The sequence below is a fragment of the Gemmiger formicilis genome, assembly GCF_016900095.1.
In the GTDB taxonomy this organism is placed as follows: Bacteria; Bacillota; Clostridia; order Oscillospirales; family Ruminococcaceae; genus Gemmiger; species Gemmiger formicilis_A.
On sequence record NZ_JACJJP010000022.1, the window covers coordinates 28,909 to 54,935 of the forward strand.

Here is a 26,027-nt window from a genome sequence, read left to right on the forward strand (position 1 = left end):
GTCCTCACCCCCGTGGGCGGTCGCTGACGATCCGCCCGTCGCTGAGGGTGATGACCCGGTCCGCCTGGGCTGCCAGGGCTTCGTCGTGGGTCACCAGCAGGATGGTCTGGCCGAGATTCTTGTGAAAGAGCCGGAGCAGGTCGAGGATCTCAGCGCTGTTTTTCCGGTCCAGGTTGCCGGTGGGCTCGTCGGCCAGCAGCAGGGCCGGGCGGTAGCAGAGTGCCCGGGCGATGGCCACCCGCTGCTGCTGCCCGCCGGAAAGCTGGACCGGCAGGGCCTGGCGTTTTTCCTCCAGACCCAGCGTCCGGAGCAGCGAAGCCAGGAAATCTGGGTCAGGCTTCCGCTTGTCCAGCAGCAGGGGCAGGGCGATGTTTTTCTCCACCGACAGGGTGGGAATGAGGTTGAAAAACTGGTAGATCAGCCCCACCTTGCGGCGGCGGAAGAGGGCGGCCTTAGTAGGGTCCAGCGAACCCACCTCCACCCCGTCCATGAGGACCTGCCCGGCGGTGGGCCTGTCCACCCCGGCCAGCAGATGCAGCAGGGTGGATTTGCCCGAGCCGGAAGCCCCCACCACGGCCACGAAGGTCCCCCGTTCCACCGTCAGGTCGATGCCGTCCAGGGCACAGACGGCGGTGTCCCCCTTGCCGTACACTTTTTTCAGATCGGTACAACGCAGCAGTTCCATGAAATGTCCTCCTTTGGCGTCCATTCTACCACCGCAAGGTGACATTCCGGTGACAGTCACCCGTAAAACCGCACCACAAACCGGCCGCCGCCGTCGGGGGCATTCTCCGCATGGACCAGGGCGTTCTGCCGTTCCAGCAGTTCTTTGGCAATGGCCAGCCCCAGCCCGGTGCTGTGGGGGCCTGGGTGCTCTCCGCGGTAAAATCGCTCAAACAGATGGTCCAGATCGGCCGGGGAGAAACCGGCCCCCGCATCCTGCAGCACCACCTCGGTGTAGAGGGCGTTGCGGCGGCAGCGGCAGCGGACCGCGCTGCCCGCAGGGGCGTGCTCCACACAGTTTTTCATCAGGTTCAGAAGGGCTTCCATCGTCCAGTCGGGGTCGCAGGTGACCGGGATGGGGTCCAGCTCCGGGATGTCCAGCGTCACCCCGGCGGAGGAGGCCAAATTTTGCAGGTTGTCCGCCGCCATCATCAGCAGGGTGTAGAGATCGCAGGACTCGGGGTGCAAAGGCAGGGCTCCGGTGTCCAGCCGGGCCAGCAACAGCAGGGATTCCTCCAGCCCGGTGAGCCGGGCCAGTGGGGCGGCCATGGAATCCGCCCCGGCGCTCTGGGCCGCCAGGGACAGGGCGGTGAGGGGGGTTTTCAGCTGGTGGGCGATGTTGGCAAGGTTCTGGGCAAACCGGTCCCGGGCCCTCACCGCCTCCTGCCGGGTGAGGGCCAGCTCGGTGACGGTTTTCTGGATCTCATCGGCCAGACGGGCGTGGCTGCCCTCGGCCATGCCGTCCCCGGTGAGCAGCGGCAGGGGCTGGCCGGTGCGGGCGGCTTCCAGCAGGCGGATCAGCTGCTGCCGCTGCCGGTGGGCGGCCCGGCGGGAAAGGAAAAATCCCCCGCCCAACAGGGCGAGCCCCAAACCCAGCGCCGCCCCGGCCACGGCGAACAGCCACCCGGTCCCGGCGGCAAAATCCCGGGGGCGGTACCCCAGCGCCGCCAGCACACCCGGGGAAGCCTGTCCGCCAAAGGTTCCATCCTTCACCAGGGCGTAGACGGCATCGGCGGTTTCGGGGGCGCGGGCCACCAGGGCTGTGCAGAAACCGTCCAGCAAAGCCAGCTGCCGGGCAGCGGACCAGAAGGCCAGCAGTCCCGTCACCACCGCCACCGCCAGCAGACAGACCGCCGGAACCGCCACCCGGCGCACAAAAGAAGGTTTCATGGTTGGGATTCCTCCAATCGGTAGCCGAAGCTGCGCACCGTTTTCAGGCAGGCGGGACGGCCCAGTTTTTCCCGCAGCCGCTTCATGGTCACGGTGAGGGTGTTGTCATTGACAAAGTGACCGTTTTTGTCCCACAGGGCGTCCAGCAGCTGCTGCCGGGTGACGGTGCGGCCCTTGTTTTCCATCAGCAGGTGAAGAAGCTGGTATTCCAGCGGCGCAAGGGCCACCGGCTCTCCCCGGCAGGTGACCGTCTGCCGGGCCGGATCCAGCCGGATGCCGCCGCAGGAAAGCCCCGCATCCTCGTCGGGACGGCTGCGCCGCCCCAGGGCCAGCAGCCGGGCGTAAAGCACCTCCCGGTCAAAGGGTTTGGTCACATAATCGTCGGCGCCGCAGGCGAACCCCGCCAGGATATCCCGGGTGTCGTCCCGCACCGTCAGCATCAGAAGGGGCAGCCGGGGCCAGCGCTGCCGCAGCTCCCGGCAAAGGTCCGCGCCGGCCCCATCGGGCAGGTTCCAGTCCAGCACGGCCACATCGGGCAAGTCGGTCACCAGCCGGTCCCGAGCCCCCGAGAGGGTGGGGCAGACGGTGACCCGGCAGCCTTTTTGGATCAGAAAGGCTGTAAGCGCCCCGGCGATGGCGGTGTCATCTTCCACAAGCAGAATCTTCACGGGTGCCCCTCCTCGGATGGATTTTGGTTCCAGTATAGCGGGTTTTGCCATGGGGAGCAAACAAAATTTCTGCGTACCACATGAAAATATTCCAAAACTATCTGCACGAATTAAAAATGTGCGCAAAAGGAAAAACCAGAGGGGGATGCCATCCCCACCATCCGGGACAAAGAAATCCTTGGTTGGTTTTTGGATGGGAATGGCGCACCAAAAAAAGCCCTGCGGGAAAGCAGGGCTTTTTTTGTATCTCTGCGCGGGGAAAACATCACTTTACCTTGCGCTTGTCCCGGGCTTTGGCGGCGCCCAGGGCGCCGGGGCGGGCGGTTTTGTCGTCTGGGTGCAGCAGTTTGGCCCGCATGACCGCTCCGTCCCCGAACCGTGCCCGCAGGGCGTCGGCGGTGCGGTCCAGCTTCTCCTGCTTTTCGCTCTTGGCGGGGTTGGAGAACATGTCCAGCTGCTCATACCCCTGTGTGCCGGTGCGTTCCGCCTTCACCCCCACCAGCCGCACGGGGCGGGCGGGCCACATCTGGCGCAGCAGTTCCTTGGCGGTGCGGTACAGGGTGTCGGTGGAGTCGGTGGGGCCGTCCAGAGTGACCTGGTGGCTCTTGCGCCGGAAGGCGTTGTCCACCACCTGCACCGTCACCACCCGGGCGCACCGGCCGTCCAGCCGCAGCCGCTGCCCCACCGCCTCGCAGAGGGCCAGCAGGGTGGTGTCCGCCTCGGCGGGGCTGTTCAGGTCGGCGGGCAGGGTGACGCTGCTGCCGTAGGAGTTGTCTTTGCTGTGCTGCTTGGTCACCGGGTCGCTTTCCCGCCCGTTGGCATAGTTCCAGAAGGTATCCCCCCGGGCGCCGAACACCCCCACCAGAAGTTCCCGGTCGGTGTTGGCCAGCTGCCCGATGGTGGTGATGCCCAGCTCCCCCATCCGCCGCGCGGCGCTGGGCCCCACCCCGAAAAGCTCGCCCACCGGCAGGGGCCACAGCTTGCGGGGCACATCCTCCGCTTCCAGGCGGTGGACCTTGTCCGGCTTCTCAAAGTCGGAGGCCATCTTGGCCAGCAGCCGGTTGGGGGCCACCCCGATGTTCACCGTGAACCCCAGCTCCTGTTTGATCCGCCGCCGCAGCTGGTGGGCGGTCTCGATGGGCAGGCCGAAGAGCCGCTCGGTGCCGGTCATCTCCACAAAAGCTTCGTCGATGCTGTATTGCTCCACCACCGGGGAATACTGGTTGAGAATGGCAATCATGGCTTTGGAGTTCTGCACATAGAAATCAAAGTCCGGGGGCACCACGATGAGCTCCGGGCATTTGCGCCGGGCGGAAAAGAGGGATTCCCCGGTATGGATGCCGAATTTTTTCGCCGGACCGCTCTTGGCCAGCACCACCCCGTGGCGCTTTTCCTCGTCCCCGCCCACGGCGGACGGCACGGTGCGCAGGTCCAGCTCGGCGCCCTGGCGCAGGGCTTTCAGGGCCGACCAGGACAGAAACGCCGAGTTTACGTCCACATGAAACCAGGTTTTTTCCATTCTGCGGCCCCCTTTGGTGTTTTTTTCAGTATAACACGGCGCAAAGGGCCTTGCAATCGGGGGCAGAGCGGCGTATACTGTGTGTGCGGCGGATGCCGCAAATATGCGCTGTACCTTGCAGAAAGGACGGCAGCAGGAGGAAAATTGAATATGAACAATCCCGTGAATCGCATGAGTTCCACCACACGGACCCTGACCCAGCTGGCACTGCTGACGGCGGTGATTCTGGTCATGGCCTACACCCCCCTGGGCTACCTGCGGGTGGGCCCCCTGACCATGAGCCTGCTCACCGTGCCGGTGGCCATCGGCGCCATGCTGGTGGGCCCGGTGGGCGGCGCCTGGCTGGGCCTGATCTTCGGCCTGACCAGCTTCATGAACGCCGTGAACGGCACCGGCGGCCTGACGGCCTTCGCCTTCCAGTACAACCCGGTATTCTGCTTCATCACCTGCGTGGTGGCCCGGGTGGCCTGCGGCCTGTGCTGCGGCCTGCTGTACAAAGGGGCCGCCCGGCTGTTCAAGACCCACGACAAGGCCGCCTGCGTGGTGGGCGCCCTGAGCGCGCCGCTGCTCAACACCCTGTTTTTCATGAGCTGCCTGCTGGGCTTCTTCTACCAGCTGGACCAGATCCAGAACATGCTGAGCAACCAGCAGGTGCAGCAGATGCTGGCCGCTTCCGGCATTCCTGCCCCGCTGGCCGTGGCCGTGGTCATGGTGGGGGTGCAGGGCCTGATTGAGGCCGTCACCAGCGGTGTGATCTCCACCGCCGTCACCGTGGCGCTGCGCCGGGTATTCAAGTGATACAAGGATGAGATGTCCCACCCCGGAAAGGGTTTTCCGGGGTGGTTTTGTTTTACCAGTATTTTCTTTTTGGCAGACAGTAGTCTACCGGGAAGTCCTTCCTTTTGTGACCAAAAGGAAGCGAAAAGTCCCACCGTTTCGATGCGGTGGACGCCGACCAGGGCGTTTTTTGCCCGGGCGGCTATGCCGCCCGATGGCGCTTTGCGCCATGCAAAAAAGCAACGCGCAGCGTTGTTTCCGAAATAGGTCGGCCGCACAAAGCGGCCAATGGTACGAGGCAGAAACCTTGCCCAACCCAAGATGCGGCCACCTTACGACGGCCTACTCACCGGCTGGGGCCGGTGAGCAAGGAATGGATTTGAAATACACTGCCGGAAAAGTTTCTTATCAATCCCAAAAAGAGCCTCCCGCAAGGGAGGCTCTTTGCTTTGCGTGTTTGTGGGGATTCGGGATCAGCCGAACCAGAATCCGGTCATGTCGTACTTGAAGGTGCGGTAGTTCTGCATGGTGCACTCGTACTTGTATTCCCGGATGAGCACCCCGTCGGGGTCGTACTCTCCGAACACCATGGAGACGCCGCTGTTCACCACCCAGTTCTGGGAATTGTCGCAGTGCACGCCGTCGGACACGATGCTGGAATAGGGCACATCAAAGCTGTCCGCCAGTTCGAAGGTGCGGGCGTTCTCGTCAATGCGGTAAACGTACACCTGGCTGGTCTCGCTGCCGTCGCCGTACAGGTCGGTGCCCACGCTGTCGGCCACGTCCAGCTCAAAGTCGTCCCGGGTGTTCAGCGACCAGTAGTTGTTGTTGTAGATCACCAGGGTGTACACCCCGTCGCTCTCCTGGTCCAGCAGTTCCACGCAGTGCTGGCCGTACTGGGGCACAAAGTCGCCCACCTGGGTCAGGCAGAGGTCCGCATAGGGGGTGTCGGTCCAGAACCGGCTGTCCCCGGCCAGCCAGTCCACCGTGGGGTCACTGTGGATGTTGGCCACCTTGATGATGGTGGAGGTTTCCCGGGAGGAGACAATCAGGCTGTCGTCCTCCGCCATGTACTGCAGGCTGTTCAGATGGATCCAGTCCCATTCCCCCGCCTGCCAGAAGAAGTCGTCGGTGGGGGTGACGGGGCGGGTCATGGCAAAGTAGCCCGCCATCACCTGGGTGAAGTCCAGCAGCTCGGTGACCTCGCCGCTTTCCAGGTCGATGGACAGCACCCGGTCTTCCACCGTCTCACCCTCCGCCACTTCCGCCAGGGCCAGCACCTCCCCGTCGGCGCCGAAGCCGATGTCGTGGTGCAGCTCGTACCCGTCCAGGTCGTACACCTGGGTCACCTGCCCCAGCCCGTTGATGCGGGCCAGCTTGGAGGAGGACACACAGGTGATGATCTCGTTGCCGTCAAACAGCATCCGGTCCAGGCCAAAGCCTTCCAGCACCATCTCGTACCGCAGGATGCCGTCGTTGTCGTAGAAAAAGCCGTAGCCCAGATACCCGTTCACCCGCATCATGGCAAACAGGCCGCCGGCCTGGGCCGTCTCGGAGCTGCCGTCGGTCACCTCCAGCTTGGTGGCGTAGCCGGAGCGGGTTTCGGGCATATCCACCGTGAAGTTCACGATCTGCCGGGCGTTGCCCCAGCTGCCCGAGATGGTCATGGTGACGTGGTTGGTCTCCCCGGGCACCAGACCGATGATCTGGAATTCATGGGTGCGGGTGTACTCCTGCCCCGAAGCGTCCGCCGCATAGGCGGAAAAATCCGGGATGTCCTCATCCTCCACATGGATGGTGTAGCTCACCTTGGTGGCCACGTCGGTCTGGAAATACAGATACAGCTCGTTGCCCGCCGTGCCGAAGGGGTTCAGCACCGCCAGGGGGGTGGTGGCGGTCCAGTTCATGCCGCCGTTTTTCAGGCTGTCCAGGGCCCCGGCCAGCCGCTGCTGCACCGCCGTGTCGTAGAAGGTGAACCCTTCCTCCTCAATATCGTCGGGAATCAGCTGCACCGCCCGCAGCCCGTCCCCCAGCTCCGCCTCGGCGTAGGTGACCTCCAGCTGGGAATTCTCCCCGATGGTGTCTCCGGTCTCGAACTCCCAGTCGGTGCGGACCACGCTTTCCTGGGCGGTGAACGCCTTGGACACCCCCAGCACAATGAGCGGTACGGCCACAACCAGCACGACCACCCCGAGGATGACGCCAACGATCAGTTTCTTGCGCTTTTTCAGATCCATGATCTTGTCCCTCACTTTTGATAAATGGCTTTTGCCTTATAAATAGGTGATGCAGACCAACACAATGCCCAGCACGGTCAGGATCATGCCGGTCAGGCGGTTGAGGGTCAGGGTGCTGGCCCGGGTGGCAATGCGCGCCGCGATCTGCGCCCAGAGCAGGGTGAAGAGCACGCACAGAACCAGCAGGTCCGGCCGGGGTGGGGCACCCAGGGTAAAGTGGCTCACCGCCCCCGTCAGGGCCGAAAAGGTCATGATGAACACGCTGGTGCCCACGGCGGTCTTCAGCTCATAGCCCAGCACCACGGTCAGCACCAGCAGCATCATCATGCCGCCCCCGGCGCCGAAGAACCCGCAGATCAGCCCGATGACGGCGCCGCCCGCGGCCCCCTTGAGGATCCGGACGACCTGGCTGCCCCCCTGCATGGTGCGCTGGGTGGAGGTCACCGGCAAAAACAGGAACTTGAGCCCCAGCAACAGGGTCATCACCACCGAAAAGTTGCCCAGGGTGCCGTCCGGCACAAAGGTGGAAAGCCAGCTGCCCACCAGGGTCATGCACAGCACCCCGCACATCATCACAAAACCGTTTTTCAGGTCGATGGCCCCGGTCTTGGCGTAGGTGCGCGCGCTCACCGCGCTGGCCAGCACGTCGCTGGCCAGGGCAATGCCGATGGCGTCGTAGGCCGGCACCCCCAGAAAGGTGATGAGCATGGGGCTGATGACGGTGGCGGCGCTCATACCCGCAAACCCGGTGCCGATGCCTGCCCCGGCCCCCGCCAGAAAACAGATCAGAATTTCAAACCACAGTGCGTTCAAATGTAAAACTCCTTTGTTTCCACCGCGGCCGCCTTCTCCTTCACAGTCCGCCGGCCGCGGACTTCGCCCTTTCATATTACCATACCTACGGGGGAAATCCTAGGCCCCGAATTGCGAAAAAAACCTGAATATTGGGTGAAATAGACAGGATTTGGGTGAAAAAACCGGGAAAAAAGAAAATACCTCAATAAATTAAGATAAAATTCTTGACAAATCCGCCCCGGGGTGTATAATTACAATCGTCCTTTTTAGCTAAATAAATTTAGGTAAAAAACCAGGCGAATCCGCCCGGGCAGGACCCAACCAAAAACTGAAACAAGATAAGGAGAGCATCCCCATGACTTTTGACGAACTGAAGAACGTGATTGTGGACACCCTGAACGCTGACGAAGAGAAGGTCACCATGGAGGCCAGCCTGGCCGACGACCTGCAGGCCGACAGCCTGGACGCTGTGGAGCTGAACATGGCCATTGAGGAAGCCTTCGGCACCGCCATCCCCGACGAGGAGCTGCCCAACATGAAGACGGTGGGCGACATCTACAACTACCTGACCCAGAACGCCTGATCGCGCCCCAACCACAACACCCGAACGATAACAGGAGGAACATCCATGGACGTTGGCAAGATTTTTGCCGTCGGCAGCCGGGAGCGCATGTTCCAGCTCAAGGCACGGCGTGATGCCGGGCTGGACACCCCCCGCTGGCAGCCGCCTCATTACTTCACCTGCAAAAAGTGCGAGCGACGCGCCACCCGCCAGACCTGGGCCAGCACCCTGTATGTCTGCCCCAACTGCGGCCATCACCAGCCCATCGGCGGCTATTACCGCCTGAGCATGGTGCTGGACCACGGCTCCTTCCGGGAGCTGGACGGCGAACTGGAAAGCAAGAACGTCCTGGATTTCCCCGGTTATGACGAAAAGCTGGAAGCCCAGCGGGCCAAGACCGGCCTGGCCGACGCCGCCGTCACCGCTACCGGCAAGGTGGGCGGTGTGCCGGTGGTGGCCGCCGTGCTGGACAGCCGCTTCTTCATGGGCAGCATGGGCACCGCCGTGGGCGAAAAGATCACCCGCGCGGTGGAGTACGCCGCCAAGAAGGAACTGCCCCTGATCATCTTTTCCGCCAGCGGCGGCGCCCGTATGCAGGAAGGCATCTTCAGCCTGATGCAGATGGCCAAGACCAGCGCCGCCATCCAGCGGTTCCAGGCCAAGGGCGGGCTGTACATCAGCTACCTGACCCATCCCACCACCGGCGGCGTCACCGCCAGCTTTGCCAGCCTGGGGGACATCACCCTGGCCGAGCCCGGCGCCCTCATCGGGTTTGCGGGGCCCCGTGTCATCGAGCAGACCATCGGCCAGAAGCTGCCCCAGGGTTTCCAGCGGGCGGAATACCTGCTGGACCACGGCTTTGTGGACCAGGTGGTGCCCCGCAGCGAGATGAAAGCCACCCTGACCCGCATCCTCAAACTTCACACCCAAGGAAGGAAGCACGGCGCATGATCAAGGATATTCTGAAAGAGGTCGAAGACCTGGACGCGGCCATCAACGCCGCCCGGGAGGCGGGCGCCACCGACGACCCCGCCGACGCCCTGCTGGGCAACGACGGCGCCGACACCCCCGACCTGGAGGTCATGGAGGCCCGCCGCACCGAACTGCTGAACCAATGCACCGACCTGACCGCCGCCGACCGGGTGTTCCTGGCCCGGCATCAGGGCCGCCCCCGCATCGACGAGTACATCAACGTGCTGTTCACCGATTTCTTTGAGCAGCGGGGCGACCGCCAGTGCCGGGAAGACCCCAGCATCCTGGGGGGCATTGCCCGGTACAAGGGGCTGCCGGTCACCGTCATCGGCCACCGCAAGGGCTCCAACACCGAGGAAAATCTCCGTTTCAACTTCGGTATGCCCGGCCCCGAAGGCTACCGCAAGGCCCTGCGCCTGATGAAACAGGCGGAAAAGTTCGGCCGTCCCATCATCACCTTCATCGACACCCCGGGCGCCTACCCGGGCAAGGAGGCCGAGGAGCGGGGCCAGGGCGAGGCCATCGCCCGCAACCTGGCCGAGATGAGCGGGCTGACCGTGCCGGTGATCTCGGTGGTCACCGGCGAGGGCAGCAGCGGCGGCGCGTTGGGCCTGGGCGTGGCCAACCACATCCTCATGCTGGAAAACGCCGTCTACTCGGTCTTGAGCCCCGAAGGCTTTGCCAGCATCCTGTGGAAGGATTCCTCCCGCAGCGGGGAAGCCTGCGAGATCATGAAGCTCACCGCCCATGACCTGCAGCAGGACGGCATTGTGGAGGAGGTCATCCCCGAACCGTTGGGCGGCGCCCAGCGGGACCACAAGGCCCTGTTCACCGCCCTGGACGCGGCGCTGGAACGCCACCTGACCCAGCTGTGCAAGCTCAGTGGCAAGGCCCTGGCCGAACAGCGCTACAAAAAGTACCGTCAGATCGGTTTGTGACATAGATACGAGGGAAAGTATGGAAGGTTTGCAGCTGATTGCCACCGGCGGGGCGCTGCCCGGCCGGCTGGTGACCAACGAGGATTTGAGCAAGCTGGTGGACACCAGCGACGAATGGATCACCACCCGCACCGGCATCCGCCAGCGGCATTTCTGCGCCGAGGGCGAAACCGGCACCACCCTGGCCGTGGCCGCCGCCCGCCAGGCCCTGGAACGCAGCGGCCTGGCCCCGGAACAGATCGGCTGCTGCGTCTGCGGTACCCTTTCGGCCACCTACGCCACCCCCAGCACCGCCTGCCTGGTCCAGAAGGAACTGGGCCTGCCCCAGGACATTCCGGTGCTGGACGTGAACGCCGCCTGCTCCGGCTTCATCTACGCCGCGGCGGTGGCCCGGGGCCTGCTGGTCACCCGGCCGGGGGACCCCCGGCGGTACGCTCTGGTTATCGGGTGCGAACAGCTGTCCCGCCTGATGGACATGACCGACCGCAGCACCTGCGTCCTGTTCGGGGACGGGGCGGGGGCGGCGGTCTTCGCCTTGGCCGATGACCCCGATTTTGCCATCGACCTGGGCGCAAGGGGAGATATGGCCATCACCACCCCCATCGCCGGGCCTATCGGCATGGACGGCCGGGCGGTCTTCCGCTTTGCGGTGGAGGCTTTGCCCCGCACCCTGCACGCGGTGCTGGACGCCACCCACAAGACCCTGGACGACCTGGACTGGGTGGTCTGCCACCAGGCCAACAGCCGCATCATCGACCACTGCGTCAAGAAACTGGGGGCCGACCCCGCCAAATTCTACAAAAACATGGACCGCCACGGCAACACCAGCGCCGCCAGCATTCCGGTGGCGCTGAACGAACTGGCCGAACAAGGCCGCCTGACCCCTGGCATGCACATTGCCTGCATCGGGTTCGGCGGCGGGCTGACCTGGGGCGGTATGCTCATCACGGTGAAAGGAAGGGCTGTATGAAACTGCTGAACGAGATTCTGGGCACCAAATACCCCCTGATTCAGGGCGGCATGGCCAACATTGCCACCGGCGAATTCGCCGCCGCCTGCTCCAACGCGGGCGCGCTGGGCCTCATCGGCTCCGGCGGCATGAACGCCGACAGCCTGCGGGACAACATCCGCAAGGCCAAACAGCTCACCGACAAGCCCTTCGGCGTGAACATCATGCTCATGCATCCCCAGGCGGACGAGTTCGCCAAGATCGTGGTGGAGGAGGGCGTCCGGTTCGTCACCACCGGTGCCGGCAACCCCGGCAAGTACATGGAAAGCTGGAAAGCCGCCGGCATCACCGTGATTCCGGTGGTGGCCGCCGCGGTGCTGGCCAAACACCTGGTCAAGTGCGGCGCCGACGCCCTTATCGCCGAAGGCACCGAGAGCGGCGGCCATGTGGGCGAGATGACCACCATGGCCCTGGTGCCCCAGGTGGTGGACGCGGTGGATGTGCCGGTCATCGCCGCCGGCGGCATTGCGGATGGCCGTCAGCTGGCCGCCGCCTTCGCCCTGGGGGCCTGCGGCGCCCAGATCGGCACCTGCCTGCTGGTCAGCGAGGAATGCCCCATCCACCCCAACTACAAGGCCGCCCTGCTCAAGGCCAAGGACAGCGACACCATCGTCACCGGCCGCATCGGCGGCACCCCCGTCCGGGTGCTGAAAAACCGGATGAGCCGGGAGTATGTCCGCCAGGAAAAGGCGGGTGCCGACAAGATGGAACTGGAAAAGTACACCCTGGGCAGCCTGCGCCGGGCCGTCTTTGAGGGCGACACCGACACCGGCAGCCTGATGGCCGGCCAGGTGGCAGGTATGCTCAAGGAAGTGCGCCCGGTGGCCGCCATTCTGGACGACCTGATGACCGACTGCCGCACCCGTCTGGGTGAGGTGTCCGCCATCCAGCTGTGAAAAAAGGAGATTGCACCATGAAACTTGCATTCCTGTACGCCGGTCAGGGCAGCCAGCACGCCGGGATGGGCGCCGACCTGTACGAGGCCTCCCCGGTGTTCAAGAAGGTCTTTGACCAGGCCGCCGAAGGCCTGGACTTTGACCTGAAAACCACCTGCTTCACCGACCCCGAGGGGGTCATCAACCAGACCCGGTACACCCAGCCCTGCATGGTGGCCTTCGCCGTGGGCGTCACCGCCATGCTGGCCGCTGAGGGCATCCGCCCCGAGTACGCCGCGGGCCTTTCCCTGGGCGAATACTCCGCCCTGGAATGTGCGGGCGTCTTTGACGCCAAAACCGCGGTGGAGCTGGTGGCCTTCCGCGGCAAGGCCATGGCCAAGGCCTCCGAGGGCCTGGACTGCGGCATGACCGCCGTCCTCAAGCTGGATCGGGAAGCCCTGCAGCGCTGCTGCGACGAGGCTGCGTCTTTGGGCGTGGTGCAGATCTGCAACTACAACTGCCCCGGCCAGCTGGTCATCGGCGGCGAGAAGGCCGCCGTGGACAAGGCCGCCGAGCTGGCTCTGGCGGCGGGGGCCAAGCGCTGCATCCCCCTCAAGGTCAGCGGGCCCTTCCACACCAGCCTGATGCACCCGGCGGGGGATGCCCTGGCCGAAAAGTTCCAGACCATCGACTTCAAGCCCATGGAACTGCCGGTGCTCTTCAACTGCCTGGGCCGTGAGATGGGCGAAGGGGACACCATTCCCGCCCTGCTGGAAAAGCAGGTGCAGAGCAGCGTCTACCTGGAGGACACCATCCGCCGTCTGGCCGAGCTGGGCGTGGACACCGTGGTGGAGGTGGGCCCGGGCAAGACCATCTCCGGGTTTGTGAAAAAGACCGTGGGCAGCGCCATCAACTGCCTGAACATCGAGACGATGGACGACTTCACCGCCGCCGTCGCCGCCCTCAAGGAGGCCCAGGCATGAGCGAAGCAGAAACCATCCGCCGCGCCGCCCTGGTCACCGGGGGCGGGCGGGGAATCGGCCGGGCCGTCTGCCTGGCCCTGGCCGCCCAGGGCTATGACGTGGCGGTGAACTACGCCGCCAGTGCGGCCGCCGCCGAACAGACCGCCGAAGACTGCCGCGCCCTGGGCGTGCAGGCCGTGGCCCTGCAGGCGGACGTCACCGACCCCGCCGCCTGCCAGACCCTGGTGGACACCGCCGCCAGGACCTTCGGCCGTCTGGACGTGCTGGTGAACAACGCCGGCGTCACCGCCGACAAGCTCATCCTGCGCATGCAGGAGGAGGACTTCGACAAGGTCATCAGCGCCAACCTGAAAGGGGCTTTCTTCTGCTGCAAGGCCGCCTGCAAGCTGATGATGCGCCAGCGGTACGGCCGCATCGTCAACATCAGCAGCGTGGTGGGCCTGCACGGCAACGCCGGCCAGACCAACTACGCCGCCAGCAAGGCGGGGCTCATCGGCCTGACCAAGAGCCTGGCCAAGGAGTTCGCCGCCCGCGGCGTCACCGTAAACGCGGTGGCCCCCGGCTTCATCGGCACCGACATGACCAACGCCATGACCGACGCCGCCAAGCAGGCCGCGGTGGCCTCCATCCCGGCGGGACGCATCGGCGCGCCGGAGGACGTGGCCAACGCGGTGGCCTTCCTGGCAAGCGAAAACGCCGCCTACATCACCGGCCAGGTGCTGTGTGTGGACGGCGGGATGGGGATGTAAGATGTCAAAAGGGGGCACAGGCCCGCACGGCAATTGCCTGCCGTGCCTGTTCCCCCTCTTTGGAATCCCCCTCGACAAAATTTTACGCCGAACCGCGCACTCGCCGCGCAGCGGCTCGCACACAATTCGGCGTAAAATTTCCCTGGCGGTGTCAGGGCCGTCGGCGCATGTCCGCCGACCCTGACGAATTAAAAAACGCGGGCAATTGCGGGCCCGCGGGTTCCCATCGTTTTGGCACTGAGGTAATTTGTATAGATTGGTATATAAAGGATAGCGAGGTTTCCCATGGAAAAACGCAGAGTCGTCATCACCGGCCTGGGCACGGTCAACCCCACCGGCAACACGGTGGCCGAAAGTTGGGCCGCCATCAAGCAGGGCGTGTGCGGCATCGGGCCCATCACCCACTACGACACCACCAACAGCAAGGTCAAGGTGGCCGCCGAAGTCAAGGACTTCGACCCCGCCGTCCGCGTGGACAAGCGGGAAGCCCGCAAGATGGCCCGCTTCACCCAGTTTGCGGTGGCGGCCGCCGCCGAGGCCATGGCCGATTCCGGCATCGATATGGAACACACCGACGCCAGCCGGTTTGCCACCATCATTTCCAGCGGCATCGGCGGCCTGCCCACCATCGAGGAGGAGCACGCCAAGGGCGAAGCCAAGGGTTTTGACAAGGTCAGCCCCTTCTTTGTGCCCATGTCCATCGCCAACATGGCGGCGGGCCAGGTGGCCATCCGCTTCGGTCTCAAGGGCATGTGCACCAGCCCCGTCACCGCCTGCGCCGGCGGCACCAACGCCATCGGCGACGCCTTCCACCGCATCCGGGACGGATACGAGGACCTGGCCGTCTGCGGCGGTGCCGAAAGCTGCATCAGCCCGCTGGGGGTGGGCGGCTTCACCAGCATGAAGGCGCTGAACACCACCGACGACCCCACCCGGGCTTCCATCCCCTTTGATGCGGAGCGCGGCGGCTTTGTCATCGGCGAAGGCGCCGGTATGCTGATCCTGGAAGAGCTGGAACACGCCCGGGCCCGGGGTGCCAAGATCTACGCCGAGGTGGTGGGCTACGGCGCCAACTGCGACGCCTACCACTTCACCGCCCCCGCCCCCGGCGGGGCAGGCGGCGCCGACTGTATGCGCCTGGCCCTGAAGGACGCCGACCTGGCCCCCGAGGCCATCGGCTACATCAACGCCCACGGCACCAGCACCCACCTGAACGATTCCTGCGAGACCGCCGCCATCAAGGCGGTGTTCGGGGAACACGCCTACAAGCTGCATGTGTCCAGCACCAAGTCCATGACCGGCCACCTGCTGGGCGCTGCCGGCGGGGTGGAGGGCGTCTTCACCGCCCTGGCCCTGCACGAAGGGTATCTGCCCGCCACCATCGGCCTGAAGGTCCCCGACCCGGAATGTGATCTGGACTATCTGCCGGGCCACGGCCTGCAGGAACAGGTGGAGTACGCCCTCAGCGACAGCCTGGGCTTCGGCGGGCACAACGCCGCCGTCATCTTCAAACGTTGGGAGGGCTGAGCCATGGCCATTGTTGCCAATGATCCGCCGCGGGTGCTGACGGCGGCCCAGATCGCGGAAATCCTGCCCCACCGGTATCCCTTCGCCCTGGTGGACCGCATCACCGACTACCAGCCCGGCCAGTGGGCCCGGGGCATCAAGTGCGTGAGCATGAACGAACCCTTTTTCCAGGGGCATTTTCCCGGCCAGCCGGTGATGCCCGGGGTGCTGATTCTGGAAGCCCTGGCCCAGTGCGGGGCGGTGGCCGCCCTGAGCGAGGAAGGCGCCCAGGGCAAGCTGGCGCTGTTCGGCGGGGTGAAGAACGCCCGGTTCCGCCGCCAGGTGGTGCCGGGGGACGTGCTGACCCTGGAATGTGAGCTGATTGAACGCCACGGGCCTGTGGGCGTTGGCAAGGCGACAGCCTGGGTGGACGGCGTGCGGGCCGTCAACGCCGAGCTGACTTTTGCCATCGTCGACCGGGAGAACGCCCGTTGAATTCTGCGCAGGGCTGTTCAATCGCGCCGAAACATGGTATACTGACCTGTAAGGACACAAAACAGATTCGGGCGGCCATACGGCTGCGCCGCGCCCGCGGCGCGGCGGCCCGCAAACCCGATCCGCAGGAGGTTTTTGCGATGCTGGATCAAGCTTTTCAGCAGGTGTATACCAAGTTCAAACTGCACTTTTACAAACAGGTATTCAACAAGTTCGAAACCCGCGAAGCCACGCTGACCACGGTGGAGTCGTTCTGCATGGAGGTCATCATGGCGCTGGGCAGCCCGACCATCGCGGAGTTTTCCAACATGATGAACCTGTCCACCCCCAACGCCGCCTACAAGATCAACAATCTGGTGAAAAAGGGGTATGTGAAGAAGGTACAGTCCGAAACCGACAAGCGCGAATACCACCTGTACCCCACCCGCAAGTACATTGATTATTACAGCATCAGCTATGCCTATCTGCAAAAGGTGGTGGACCGGGCCAAGCAGCGCTTCACGGTGGAAGAGCTGCAAAACCTGGAACGGATGCTCAGCATCGTCTCGGAGGAGCTCATGCCCGAGATCCCGCTGCCCAAGTCCGGCCCGGCGATGCCGCAGGAATAAACCAATCACAGGCTTCCTTTGTTCGGTACGAACAGGGGAAGCCTGTTTTTGTTTCTGGCTTCTGGGGGAACGGCTGCTGGCCGTTTAGTTCTTCCTTTTGTGACCAAAAGGAAGCGAAAAGTCCCGCCGTTTCGATGCGGCGGCCGCCGACCAGGGCTGCGGCCCTGGACCCGGGGATGCGCGGCCACCTTACGACGGCCTACTCAGGTCCTGGGGGGGACCTGAGCAAGGAAAATGATTAAAATGGCGCAAGGGAAAGTTTCTGCTCAGCAGCCGTTACCGGGCAATGGTATTAAAACCATACCTTGTTCACCGGGCCCCAGCCCGGTGAATAGGCCGTCCCGGAGGGGTGGCCGCATATGGGTCCAGGGTTGAAAACCCTGGTCGGCGTCCACCGCATCGAAACGGTGGCGCTTTTTCCGTCGCTTTTTGGCGTCAAAAAGCGACAACCCAACGGCAGGCAGCCGTTTGCCAAGAAGCTTACAACCCCTCAGTCGCCTTCGGCGCCAGCTCCCCTTACACAGGGGAGCCGGTCTCGGTGCCCGCAAACCAAAAGAGGAGAACCTCCTTCCGGAGATTCTCCTCTTTGTATATTCGGCAAACAAATATTACAGATTGAAATACCGCTTGGCGTTGTAGTAGCTGATGCCTTCCACAATCTTCTTCAGCGACTTTTCGTCGTTGGGATACTGGCCGTTCTCCACCCAGTTGCCGATGAGGTTGCACATCAGGCGGCGGAACAGCTCGTGGCGGGTGTAGCTCAGGAAGCTGCGGCTGTCGGTGAGCATACCGATGAAGTTGCCCAGCAGGCCCAGACGGGCCAGGGTCTTCATCTGCTGGTACATGCCGTCGTCGGTGTCACAGAACCACCAGGCGCTGCCCAGCTGGATCTTGCCCGGCACTTCCTCATCCTGGAAGGCGCCCAGAATGGTGCCCAGCATGTCGAAGTCGGCGGGGTTCAGGCTGTACAGAATCACCTTGGGGCATTCGCCGGTCTCGGTCAGGGCGGACAGCAGGCTGCTGATGGAAGCGCTGCCGTCGGTCACGGCGATCATATCGTAACCGGTATCGGGGCCCAGCTTCTTGTACATGTGCTTGTTCACGTTGCGCAGGCAGCTGTAGTGGATCTGCATGACCACGTTGTACTTCTTGTACAGGCGGCCCAGCTTGATCAGCAGGTAAGTGGTGTAGGCGTCGCCCTCCTCCTTGGTCAGGGGCTCGCCGGCCATGGCCTTGCGGAACGCCTCGGAAGCCTTGTCCACGTCGGTCTCCACATAGGGCACGTAGTCCAGGCCGTGGTCGGAAGCGCGGCAGCCCATCTTCACAAAGAACTGCAGCCGCTCGTCCAGGGCGGACACCACGCAGTCGGCGCAGGCAAACTTGCGGCCCACCACCTCTTCCAGCTTGTGGATGTACTCCGCAAAGCCGGGCTTCATGATGTTCAGGGCCTTGTCCGGACGGAAGGAAGGCGCCACAACCACCTTGATGGACGGGTCGTTCTTGATCTTCTCATGCCATTCCAGGCTGTCGATGGGGTCGTCGGTGGTGCCCACCATGGCCACGTTGCTCTGTTCGATCAGGCCGCGCACGGTCATGTTGGGGTCGTGCTGCAGCTTGTCGTTGCACAGATTCCACACCTCTTCGGCGGTGTCGCCGTTGAGCACGCCCTCATAGCCGAAGTACTTCTTCAGCTCCAGGTGGCACCAGGTGTACATGGGGTTGCCGATGGCCATTTCCAGCGCTTCGGCAAACTTCTGGAACCGCTCACGGTCGGGCTTGTCGCCGGTGATATACTCTTCCGGCACGCCGTTGGAACGCATCACGCGCCACTTGTAGTGGTCGCCGAAATAATAATCGGACCCGTCGGCCAGGACCTGATGGCCGCCCAACCACACCTGGGCGATGTTCTCAAAGCGGCGGTCCTCATAGATCTCCTGCGGGGGAATGTGGCAGTGATAGTCCACGATGGGCTGCTGGGCGGCGTAATCGTGGTACAGGTGCTGCGCGGTCTTGGTTTCCAGCAGGAAATCCTTGTCCATAAAAGCTTTCATAAACCGGTACTCCTTTGCTAACCTTTGGCGTTTTGCGGCCCCAAAAGGAACGGATTGTGCGCCTTTCGGGCGGGCAAATACAACATAACCTGCTACCATTATACATAGGAAACCCCCGGGGAACAAGTTGCAAAAATTGCCCAGAACCCGAAATAACTGCCAAAAATTAAGGGTTGGGCTTGTGCAAAACGCAGAAACGACCAAAACCAAAAACAGATGCGCAAAATATGTGCGTTGGCAAAAGAATGAATCTTGACGCGCCCGCCCAAAAAAATTAGAATAAGGGTGATATTGAGCGTCTATTGGCTGCGCACAAAGTGTGCCGTGGCATGGGCAGGGCGCGAATTTTGCGAACGTAAGGAGAGCATTCACATGGAAACCTTGAACTACCAAGTCTTGGAAAAGTCCGGCTACAAGGGCTATGTCCTCAAGGACGCCCCGGAAAAGGTCCTGCAGTTTGGCGAGGGCAATTTCCTGCGTGCATTCGTCGATTACTGGTTTGATGTCTCCAACGAGAAGGTCGGCTGGAACGGCAAGTGCTGCCTGGTGCAGCCCATCGCCCCCGGCCTGGCCAAGCTGATCAACGCCCAGGAAGGGCTTTACACCCTGTACCTGCGCGGGCGGCAGAACGGCGAAAAGGTGGACGCCAAACGGGTGATTTCCAGCGTGTCCCGCTGCCTGAACCCCTATGAAAAGGAAGATTACGACGCCATGATGCAGGTGGCCGTCTCGGATGATCTGGAGTACATCGTCTCCAACACCACCGAGGCCGGCATCGTCTACGACCCTGCCTGCCAGGCCAACGACTGCCCGCCGTCCTCCTTCCCGGCCAAGCTCACCCAGGTGCTGCTGGCACGCTACAACGCCAAAAAGCCCGGCGTGGTGGTGCTTTCCTGCGAGCTCATCGACAACAACGGCAAGGAACTGCTCAAGTGCGTGAACCAGTACATTGACCAGTGGGGCCTGGACGACGGCTTCAAGAAGTGGGTCAACGAGGACTGCACTTTCTGCTCCACCCTGGTGGACCGCATCGTGCCCGGCCGCATCCGCGACGCCGCCGAGGTGGCCCGTCTGGAGGAGGAAAACGGCTACCACGACGAGCTCATCGACGTGGGCGAGATCTTCGGCGTGTGGAACATCGAAGGCCCGGCCTGGCTGGAGGACAAGCTCCCGTTCAAGGCCGCGGGGCTCAACTGCCCGGTGGTGCCCGACGTTACCCCCTACAAGAAACGCAAGGTTCGCATCCTGAACGGAGCCCACACCGGTTTTGTGCTGGGTGCGTATCTGGCGGGCTTCGACATTGTGCGGGACTGCATGCATGACGACGTCATCCGCGGCTTCATGAACAAGATGCTGCTGGAAGAGGTGGTGCCCATCCTGCCCCTGGACCAGGAAGACTGCAAGCAGTTTGCCGCCGCCGTGGAAGACCGCTTCAACAACCCCTTTGTCAACCATGAGCTGATGAGCATCAGCCTGAACTCCACCTCCAAGTGGCGGGCCCGCAACATGCCCTCCCTGCTGGAGTATGTGGAAAAGAACGGCACCCTGCCCACCTGCCTGAGCATGGGCCTGGCCGCCTACATCGCCTTCTATTCCAACGACATCCAGGGCCTGACCGACAAGGGCCTGGTCTGCAAGCGCCCCGCCGGCAACGAGTACACCGTTTCCGACGACCGCTGGGTGCTGGAATTCTACAACGCCCACAAGGACGACGACATCCCCACCCTGGTGCATGCCGTCATGACCAACGAGCAGATGTGGGGCCAGGACCTGACCGCCGTGCCCGGCTTTGAACAGCGCACCGTGGAAAATCTGACCAAGATCCGCACCGAAGGCGCCAAGGCGGCGTATGCTTCCTGCCTGTAAGAAATGAAATCCGGGCCGCTCCCGGAAAGCCTCCCCTGTGCAAGGGGAGGTGCCGCACCTTTTTCCTCCAAGCCTCCCCTGTGTAAGGGGAGGTGCCGCGCAGCGGCGGAGGGGTTGGCCGGGCTCTTGTCGCCTGGCGGACGGAAGCCTGCCGAAGAGTCCTTCCTTTTGTGACCAAAAGGAAGCGAAAAGTCCCACCGTTTCGACGCGGTGGACGCCGACCAGGGCTGCGGCCCTGGACCCGGGGATGCGGCCACCTTACGACGGCCTACTCACCGGCCTGGGGCCGGTGAGCAAGGAATGGATTTGAATGGCTCTTCCGGAAAGCCTCCCCTGTGCAAGGGGAGGTGCCGCGCAGCGGCGGAGGGGTTGTAAACCCTGCCTGATTTCCCGTTACCGGGAAAACCCGTCAAGTCTCCAACCCCTCAGTCGGCCTTGCGGCCGCCAGCTCCCCTTGCACAGGGGAGCCTTCAGCAGCCGTTCCCCCCGCAAGCACCCGCTTGCCCGCAACCCAGCAAACCAAAACCAGGCGGTCCATCTCGGGCCGCCTTTCTCAAAACAACTTAGGAATAAGGAGAATCAACCATGCCGCTGACCATCCATATCCACCCCGACGACAACGTGGTGGTGGCCCTGCATCCCATCGCCAAGGGCACCGAAGTGCCTGTGGAGGGCGTGGGCACCGTCACCGCCGCCGAGGACATTCCCCAGGGCCACAAAATGGCCATCCGCCCCATCAAAGCAGGGGAGAACGTCATCAAGTACGGCTTTGCCATCGGCCACGCCACCGCCGACGCCCAGCCAGGCACCTGGATGCACACCCACAACGTCAAGACCAACCTGTCCGGGGAGCTGGAATACACCTACAACCCCAAACTGAACTATCCCGCCCCGGTGCAGCCCGAAACTTTCATGGGCTTCCGTCGCAAGGACGGCCGGGCGGCCATCCGCAACGAAATCTGGATCATCCCCACCGTGGGCTGCGTCAACGACTGTGCCAAGGCCCTGGTGAACCAGAACCAGGACCTGGTCACCGGCACCATCGACGGGCTGTACACCTTCACCCACCCCTTCGGCTGCTCCCAGACCGGCCATGACCATGCCCAGACCCGCAAGCTGCTGGCGGCCCTGGTGCGCCACCCCAACGCGGCGGCGGTGCTGGTGCTCAGCCTGGGCTGCGAAAACCTGACCCACGAGCAGTTTGTGGCCGAAATCGGCGACTATGACCCCGACCGGGTCAAGTTCCTGACCTGCCAGGACGTGGAGGACGAGCTGGCCGCCGGCCGGGACATCCTCAAAGAGCTGGCCGCCTACGCCGGGCAGTTCCACCGGGAACCCATCCCCGCCAGCGAACTGGTGGTGGGCATGAAGTGCGGCGGCTCGGACGGTTTGTCCGGCATCACCGCCAACCCCACCATCGGCCGGTTCAGCGATATGCTGGTGGCCCGGGGCGGCTCCACTGTCCTCACCGAGGTGCCCGAGATGTTCGGCGCCGAGGGCTTCCTCATGGACCGCTGCCGGAATGAAGAGGTCTTCCACAAGGCGGTGGCCATGATCAACGGCTTCAAGGAATACTTCATCGCCCACAACGAGGTGGTGTACGAGAACCCCAGCCCGGGCAACAAGCAGGGCGGCATCACCACCCTGGAAGACAAGTCCTGCGGCTGCGTCCAGAAGGGCGGCTCCGCCCCCATCATGGACGTCATCGGCTACGGCGACGCCGTCACCACCAAGGGGCTGAACATGCTCTACGGCCCGGGCAACGACCTGGTTTCCGCCACCGCCCTCACCGCCGCCGGCGCCCACCTGATCCTGTTCAGCACCGGCCGGGGCACCCCCTTCGGCGCCACCGCCCCCACCCTCAAGGTGTCCACCAACAGCCAGCTGGCCGCCAAAAAGCCGGGCTGGATCGACTACAACACCGGCGTCATCGCCGACGGCGAGAAAACCATCGACGAGACCGCCCAGGGCCTGTATGACCTGGTGCTGGAAGTGGCTTCCGGCAAGAAGACCAAGGCCGAGGAAAAAGGTTTCCGGGAAATTTCTATTTTCAAAGACGGCGTGATGCTGTAAAATAGAGGCAGGAAATCAAAAAGGAGGCTTTCTGCCATGTCCACTCTGACCAACGGCACCTACGAAAAATACGGCGTTCGTTACGCCACCCTCACCCTCACCGACGGCGATTACGCCCTGACCGTCACCCCCGAAAAGGGCGGCATGGCCACCAGCTTTACCAAGGCGGGGGAGGAGTACCTCTGGCTGAGGGACAAGAACTTCGAATCCACCGACCGTCCCCGCTGCGGCATTCCCATCCTCTTCCCCAGCTGCAGCAAGCCGGATAACGGCGTGCACATCTTTGACGGCGCCGCTTATCCCATGGAAGTCCACGGCTTTGCCGACCTGCTGCCCTGGCAGGTGAAGAAGGCGGACGATACCGCCATCGAGCTGACCCTGGCCCCCAACGGCCTGACCAAGTTCGTCTACCCCTTCGACTTCCTGCTCACCATGCGATACACCCTGGAAGGCCCCACCGCCACCCTGGCCCTGACCGTGGAAAACACCGGCGCCAAGGTGCTGCCCTTCAGCGTGGGCTTCCACCCCTATTTCGGCGTGAGCAAGCTGGAAAACGTCAGCTTTGCCATTGACGCCGCCACCTGCTCCGAGGACGCCAAGGGCGAACAGCCCGCCGCGGTGCAGCCCATCACCCTGACCCGCAAGGAAGGCTCCGCCGATTCCATCCGTCTGCTCACCGGCGTCAAGACCCCCATGGTCATGACCGATGCCGGCAACGGCCACAAGGTCACCGTGGCCTTTGACCAGGATGTCTTCGGCAAGGGCGTGCTGTGGCAGCAGGACGCCGAGAGCTTTGTCTGCATGGAGCCCTGGAACGGCTGGGCCAACAGCGTGAACGAGGCCGGCAAGCACGAGGAACTGAACCCCGGCGAAAGCAAGACCTTCACCTGGAGCGTCACCATCGGGTGAGCATCCCATCAAGCAAAAAAAAGCAGGCTTCCCAAGGCGGGAAGCCTGTTTTTTTGTCTCATCGGCGGCCCCGCCAGGCCCGGCGGTAGTCGGTGGCGGTCTGGCCCTCGGCGGCCCGGAAACACCGGGTGAAGTAGGCCTGTTCCTTGAACCCGCACTCGGCGGCGATCTGCCCCAGGGTCAGGTCGGTGTAGCGCAGCATCTGCTTGGCCCGGTCGATGCGGGCGGACTGGCGGCAGTCCACGATGGTCTCCCCGTATCGCTGCTTGAAACTGCGGGCAAGATAATACTTGCTCAGGTAAAACCGGGCGGCCAGCTCGTCCAGGGAGAAGTTCTCGGTGCAGTGGGCAATGACGTAGGCCCGCACCTCCTCCAGCCGGGCGGCGGCGGGGGCGGTTTCGGCCCCCGCCCGGGCCCGGGCCGCCAGAATCCCCGCCAGCAGCGCCCCGATCTCGGCGGAAGCTTCCAGCTCGGCGGTGGCGTCCCAGTGTCGGGCCAGTTCCAGCACCCGGTCCAGCCGCCGCGCCGGGGCGCCGGCGTCGGCGGGAGTGAACACCGGGGTGCCCCCGGCGGCAAACAGCTTGTAAAAGGCCGGGGCGCTGTGCCCGTTGAAGTGCACCCAACGCAGCTCCCAGGGGTCGTCGTCGGCGCTGCGGTAGCCGTGGGGGCGGCGGCAGTCCACCCAGAAACACTGCCCCGGATGCAGCGGCCACACCTTGCCGTCGTACTGCAGCCGCCCGCTGCCCGCCGCCACCTGCACCAGCAGAAAGCTGTCCAGGTTGCTGCGCTGGGTGCCGGCGTGACTTTCCAGCAGCCGGATGTGCCCGGCCTCCTGCAGAAAGAAAAGGTTCTGCCGGGCAAAGGCCGAGGGCGTCAGGATGACCCGCACGCTGGACGGGTCGTAAAACGGGGGAAAGGAACCGGTTCCGGACAAAAAATCACCTCCCACAGGACAGGGCAAGATTGTGCAAAAACTGCGGCAATATCCTCCCTTGTCAAGGCTTGTCAAAACCATTATACTGGATACCAGGCAAAATACAAGGGCGAAGTCTGCCGCTTTGGCGCACAACCCCGCCCCGCAAGAAAATACAACCCCGCCGCCCGGCGGACGGGGCCCAACGCAAAAAGGAGTCAAAACATGAAAAAAGCCCTCATCACCGGCGTGACCGGGCAGGACGGCAGCTATCTGGCCGAGTTCCTCATCGAAAAAGGCTACGACGTCCACGGCATGATCCGTCGTTCCAGCGTGGACTACCGGGAGCGCATCGCCCATCTGGAAGGGCATCCCCAGTTCCACCTGCACTACGGCGACCTGGGGGATTCCCTGAGCCTGGTGAAGATCGTGGGCGAGGTGCGCCCGGATGAGATCTACAACCTGGCGGCCCAGAGCCACGTGCAGGTCAGCTTCGACGTGCCGGAGTACACCGCCGATGTGGTGGCCACCGGCGTGCTGCGCCTGCTGGAAGCGGTGCGCATCTGCGGGCTGGAAAAGACCTGCCGCATCTACCAGGCATCCACCAGCGAGCTGTACGGCAAGGTGGAGGAGGTTCCCCAGAACGAAAAGACCCCCTTCCATCCCTACAGCCCCTACGCGGTGGCCAAGCAGTACGGCTTCTGGATCGTGAAGGAGTACCGGGAAGCCTACCACATGTACTGCTGCTCCGGCATCCTGTTCAACCACGAATCCGAGCGCCGGGGCGAGACCTTCGTCACCCGCAAGATCACCCTGGCGGCGGCCCGCATCGCCCAGGGCAAGCAGGACAAGCTGTATCTGGGCAACCTGTCCAGCCTGCGGGACTGGGGCTACGCCAAGGATTATGTGGAGTGCATGTGGCTGATCCTGCAGCAGGACAAGCCGGATGACTTCGTCATTGCCACCGGCGAGCAGCACAGCGTGCGGGAGTTCTGCCAGCTGGCCTTCCACGAGGTGGGCATCGAGCTGGAGTTCGTGGGCGAAGGCATGGAGGAGAAGGGCATCGACAAGGCCACCGGCAAGGTGCTCATTGAGGTCAGCCCCGACTTCTACCGTCCCACCGACGTGGTCAACCTGTGGGGCGACCCCACCAAGGCCAAGACTGAGCTGGGCTGGAACCCCACCAAGACCCCCTTTGAGGAGCTGGTGCGCCTGATGGTGCGCAGCGACATGCGCAAGGTGGCCGTGGAACGGGCCGAGGAGAACGTGGATCTTTATAAGATCGAGGCCCTGGAGAAGGGCGTGCGGAAGTAAGTTTTTTTGCTTTTGGGCGCCCGGCTGCGGGGGTAACGGCTGGCAGCCGTGTGGTTGTCGCTTTTTGACGCCAAAAAGCGACGGAAAAAGCGCCACCGTTTCGAGGCGGTGGACGCCGACCAGGGGTTTCACCCCTGGACCCATATGCGGCCACCCCTCCGGGACGGCCTACTCAGGTCCTGGGGGACCTGAGCAAGGAAAAAATTAAAAACCATAAGGGAAAGCCGCTGCCAACCCGGAGTCTGCCATTAGCAGTTGCTGTTGGGCAATGGTATTAAAACCATTCCTTGTTCACCGGGCCCCAGCCCGGTGAAT

General features: G+C 63.5%; 23 protein-coding genes. 15 read left to right on the top strand and 8 right to left on the bottom strand.

The annotated features are described in order from the left end of the window. Positions 1-4: 4 nt before the first annotated feature. The 4 genes from H6B15_RS10725 to H6B15_RS10740 all read right to left on the bottom strand — a co-directional run bounded on the left by H6B15_RS10725 (position 5) and on the right by H6B15_RS10740 (position 4,080). Positions 5-685 carry an ABC transporter ATP-binding protein gene (locus tag H6B15_RS10725; RefSeq protein ID WP_204647978.1) on the bottom strand — a complete coding sequence of 227 codons (681 nt, stop codon included), beginning with the start codon at positions 683-685 and terminating at the stop codon, positions 5-7. A 56-nt stretch (positions 686-741) separates the two neighbouring features. Beyond that, positions 742-1,893 (bottom strand): sensor histidine kinase, encoded by a 1,152-nt coding sequence (locus H6B15_RS10730; RefSeq protein ID WP_204647979.1) that lies wholly within the window; start codon positions 1,891-1,893, stop codon positions 742-744. Further along, positions 1,890-2,561 carry a response regulator transcription factor gene (locus H6B15_RS10735; RefSeq protein WP_345941978.1) on the bottom strand — a complete coding sequence of 224 codons (672 nt, stop codon included), beginning with the start codon at positions 2,559-2,561 and terminating at the stop codon, positions 1,890-1,892. Before H6B15_RS10735 ends, H6B15_RS10730 begins: the two co-directional genes overlap by 4 nt. Before the next feature lie 265 nt (positions 2,562-2,826). Further along, complete coding sequence (locus H6B15_RS10740) at positions 2,827-4,080, bottom strand: DNA polymerase Y family protein (protein WP_204647981.1); 1,254 nt, start codon at positions 4,078-4,080, stop codon at positions 2,827-2,829. Positions 4,081-4,230: 150 nt separating this feature from the next. Between H6B15_RS10740 and H6B15_RS10745 the strand changes: the two genes are divergently transcribed. After that, positions 4,231-4,878: an ECF transporter S component gene (locus H6B15_RS10745; protein ID WP_204647982.1), complete on the top strand. Its 648-nt coding sequence runs from the start codon at positions 4,231-4,233 to the stop codon at positions 4,876-4,878. 452 nt (positions 4,879-5,330) lie between these two features. Here the strand turns inward: H6B15_RS10745 and H6B15_RS10750 are convergent, their stop codons facing one another. Together H6B15_RS10750 and H6B15_RS10755 are read right to left on the bottom strand one after the other, a co-directional pair. Beyond that, positions 5,331-7,094, bottom strand: coding sequence for an aryl-sulfate sulfotransferase (locus H6B15_RS10750; RefSeq protein WP_204647983.1), 1,764 nt, complete (start codon positions 7,092-7,094; stop codon positions 5,331-5,333). Between the two features lie 36 nt (positions 7,095-7,130). Next, a complete protein-coding gene (locus H6B15_RS10755; protein ID WP_204648001.1) occupies positions 7,131-7,898 on the bottom strand; it encodes a sulfite exporter TauE/SafE family protein in 768 nt (255 codons plus the stop codon). Positions 7,899-8,244: 346 nt separating this feature from the next. Here H6B15_RS10755 and acpP point away from each other — a divergent pair, with 346 nt between their 5' ends. The 10 genes from acpP (at position 8,245) to H6B15_RS10805 (ending at position 16,586) form a co-directional block, all read left to right on the top strand. Continuing rightward, complete coding sequence (gene acpP, locus H6B15_RS10760; protein WP_204647984.1) at positions 8,245-8,472, top strand: acyl carrier protein; 228 nt, start codon at positions 8,245-8,247, stop codon at positions 8,470-8,472. Between the two features lie 45 nt (positions 8,473-8,517). Further along, positions 8,518-9,402, top strand: a complete 885-nt coding sequence (gene accD, locus H6B15_RS10765) for an acetyl-CoA carboxylase, carboxyltransferase subunit beta (RefSeq protein WP_204647985.1) — start codon at positions 8,518-8,520, stop codon at positions 9,400-9,402. After that, complete coding sequence (locus H6B15_RS10770; RefSeq protein ID WP_204647986.1) at positions 9,399-10,361, top strand: acetyl-CoA carboxylase carboxyltransferase subunit alpha; 963 nt, start codon at positions 9,399-9,401, stop codon at positions 10,359-10,361. Before accD ends, H6B15_RS10770 begins: the two co-directional genes overlap by 4 nt. Before the next feature lie 19 nt (positions 10,362-10,380). Further along, positions 10,381-11,331: a beta-ketoacyl-ACP synthase III gene (locus H6B15_RS10775; RefSeq protein ID WP_204647987.1), complete on the top strand. Its 951-nt coding sequence runs from the start codon at positions 10,381-10,383 to the stop codon at positions 11,329-11,331. Beyond that, complete coding sequence (locus H6B15_RS10780) at positions 11,328-12,266, top strand: nitronate monooxygenase (RefSeq protein ID WP_204647988.1); 939 nt, start codon at positions 11,328-11,330, stop codon at positions 12,264-12,266. The genes H6B15_RS10775 and H6B15_RS10780 overlap by 4 nt, the downstream gene beginning before the upstream one ends. 17 nt (positions 12,267-12,283) lie before the next feature. Next, positions 12,284-13,228, top strand: a complete 945-nt coding sequence (fabD, locus tag H6B15_RS10785; protein ID WP_204647989.1) for an ACP S-malonyltransferase — start codon at positions 12,284-12,286, stop codon at positions 13,226-13,228. After that, the gene (gene fabG / locus H6B15_RS10790) at positions 13,225-13,977 is read left to right on the top strand and encodes a 3-oxoacyl-[acyl-carrier-protein] reductase (RefSeq protein WP_204647990.1); all 753 of its coding nucleotides are present in this window, start codon (positions 13,225-13,227) and stop codon (positions 13,975-13,977) included. Before fabD ends, fabG begins: the two co-directional genes overlap by 4 nt. A 285-nt stretch (positions 13,978-14,262) precedes the next feature. Continuing rightward, positions 14,263-15,504 (top strand): beta-ketoacyl-ACP synthase II, encoded by a 1,242-nt coding sequence (gene fabF / locus H6B15_RS10795; protein WP_204647991.1) that lies wholly within the window; start codon positions 14,263-14,265, stop codon positions 15,502-15,504. A gap of 3 nt (positions 15,505-15,507) precedes the next feature. Further along, positions 15,508-15,978, top strand: a complete 471-nt coding sequence (fabZ, locus tag H6B15_RS10800; protein ID WP_204647992.1) for a 3-hydroxyacyl-ACP dehydratase FabZ — start codon at positions 15,508-15,510, stop codon at positions 15,976-15,978. A 140-nt stretch (positions 15,979-16,118) separates the two neighbouring features. After that, entirely contained in the window at positions 16,119-16,586 is a 468-nt protein-coding gene (locus H6B15_RS10805) for a MarR family winged helix-turn-helix transcriptional regulator (protein WP_204647993.1), read from the top strand. A 608-nt stretch (positions 16,587-17,194) separates the two neighbouring features. Here H6B15_RS10805 and uxaC read toward each other — a convergent pair. Then, positions 17,195-18,637, bottom strand: coding sequence for a glucuronate isomerase (uxaC, locus tag H6B15_RS10810; RefSeq protein WP_204647994.1), 1,443 nt, complete (start codon positions 18,635-18,637; stop codon positions 17,195-17,197). Between the two features lie 372 nt (positions 18,638-19,009). Here uxaC and H6B15_RS10815 point away from each other — a divergent pair, with 372 nt between their 5' ends. The 3 genes from H6B15_RS10815 (at position 19,010) to H6B15_RS10825 (ending at position 23,485) form a co-directional block, all read left to right on the top strand. Next, positions 19,010-20,503, top strand: a complete 1,494-nt coding sequence (locus H6B15_RS10815) for a tagaturonate reductase (RefSeq protein ID WP_204647995.1) — start codon at positions 19,010-19,012, stop codon at positions 20,501-20,503. 585 nt (positions 20,504-21,088) lie between these two features. After that, positions 21,089-22,576 (top strand): UxaA family hydrolase, encoded by a 1,488-nt coding sequence (locus H6B15_RS10820; protein ID WP_204647996.1) that lies wholly within the window; start codon positions 21,089-21,091, stop codon positions 22,574-22,576. 36 nt (positions 22,577-22,612) lie between these two features. Beyond that, on the top strand, positions 22,613-23,485 hold the full coding sequence (locus H6B15_RS10825; RefSeq protein ID WP_204647997.1) for an aldose epimerase: 873 nt from the start codon (positions 22,613-22,615) through the stop codon (positions 23,483-23,485). 58 nt (positions 23,486-23,543) lie between these two features. Here the strand turns inward: H6B15_RS10825 and H6B15_RS10830 are convergent, their stop codons facing one another. After that, positions 23,544-24,419, bottom strand: a complete 876-nt coding sequence (locus tag H6B15_RS10830; protein WP_204647998.1) for a helix-turn-helix domain-containing protein — start codon at positions 24,417-24,419, stop codon at positions 23,544-23,546. A gap of 204 nt (positions 24,420-24,623) precedes the next feature. On the opposite strand from H6B15_RS10830, the gene gmd reads away from it, so the two are divergent. Continuing rightward, positions 24,624-25,712: a GDP-mannose 4,6-dehydratase gene (gene gmd / locus H6B15_RS10835; protein ID WP_204647999.1), complete on the top strand. Its 1,089-nt coding sequence runs from the start codon at positions 24,624-24,626 to the stop codon at positions 25,710-25,712. Positions 25,713-26,027 lie beyond the last annotated feature (315 nt).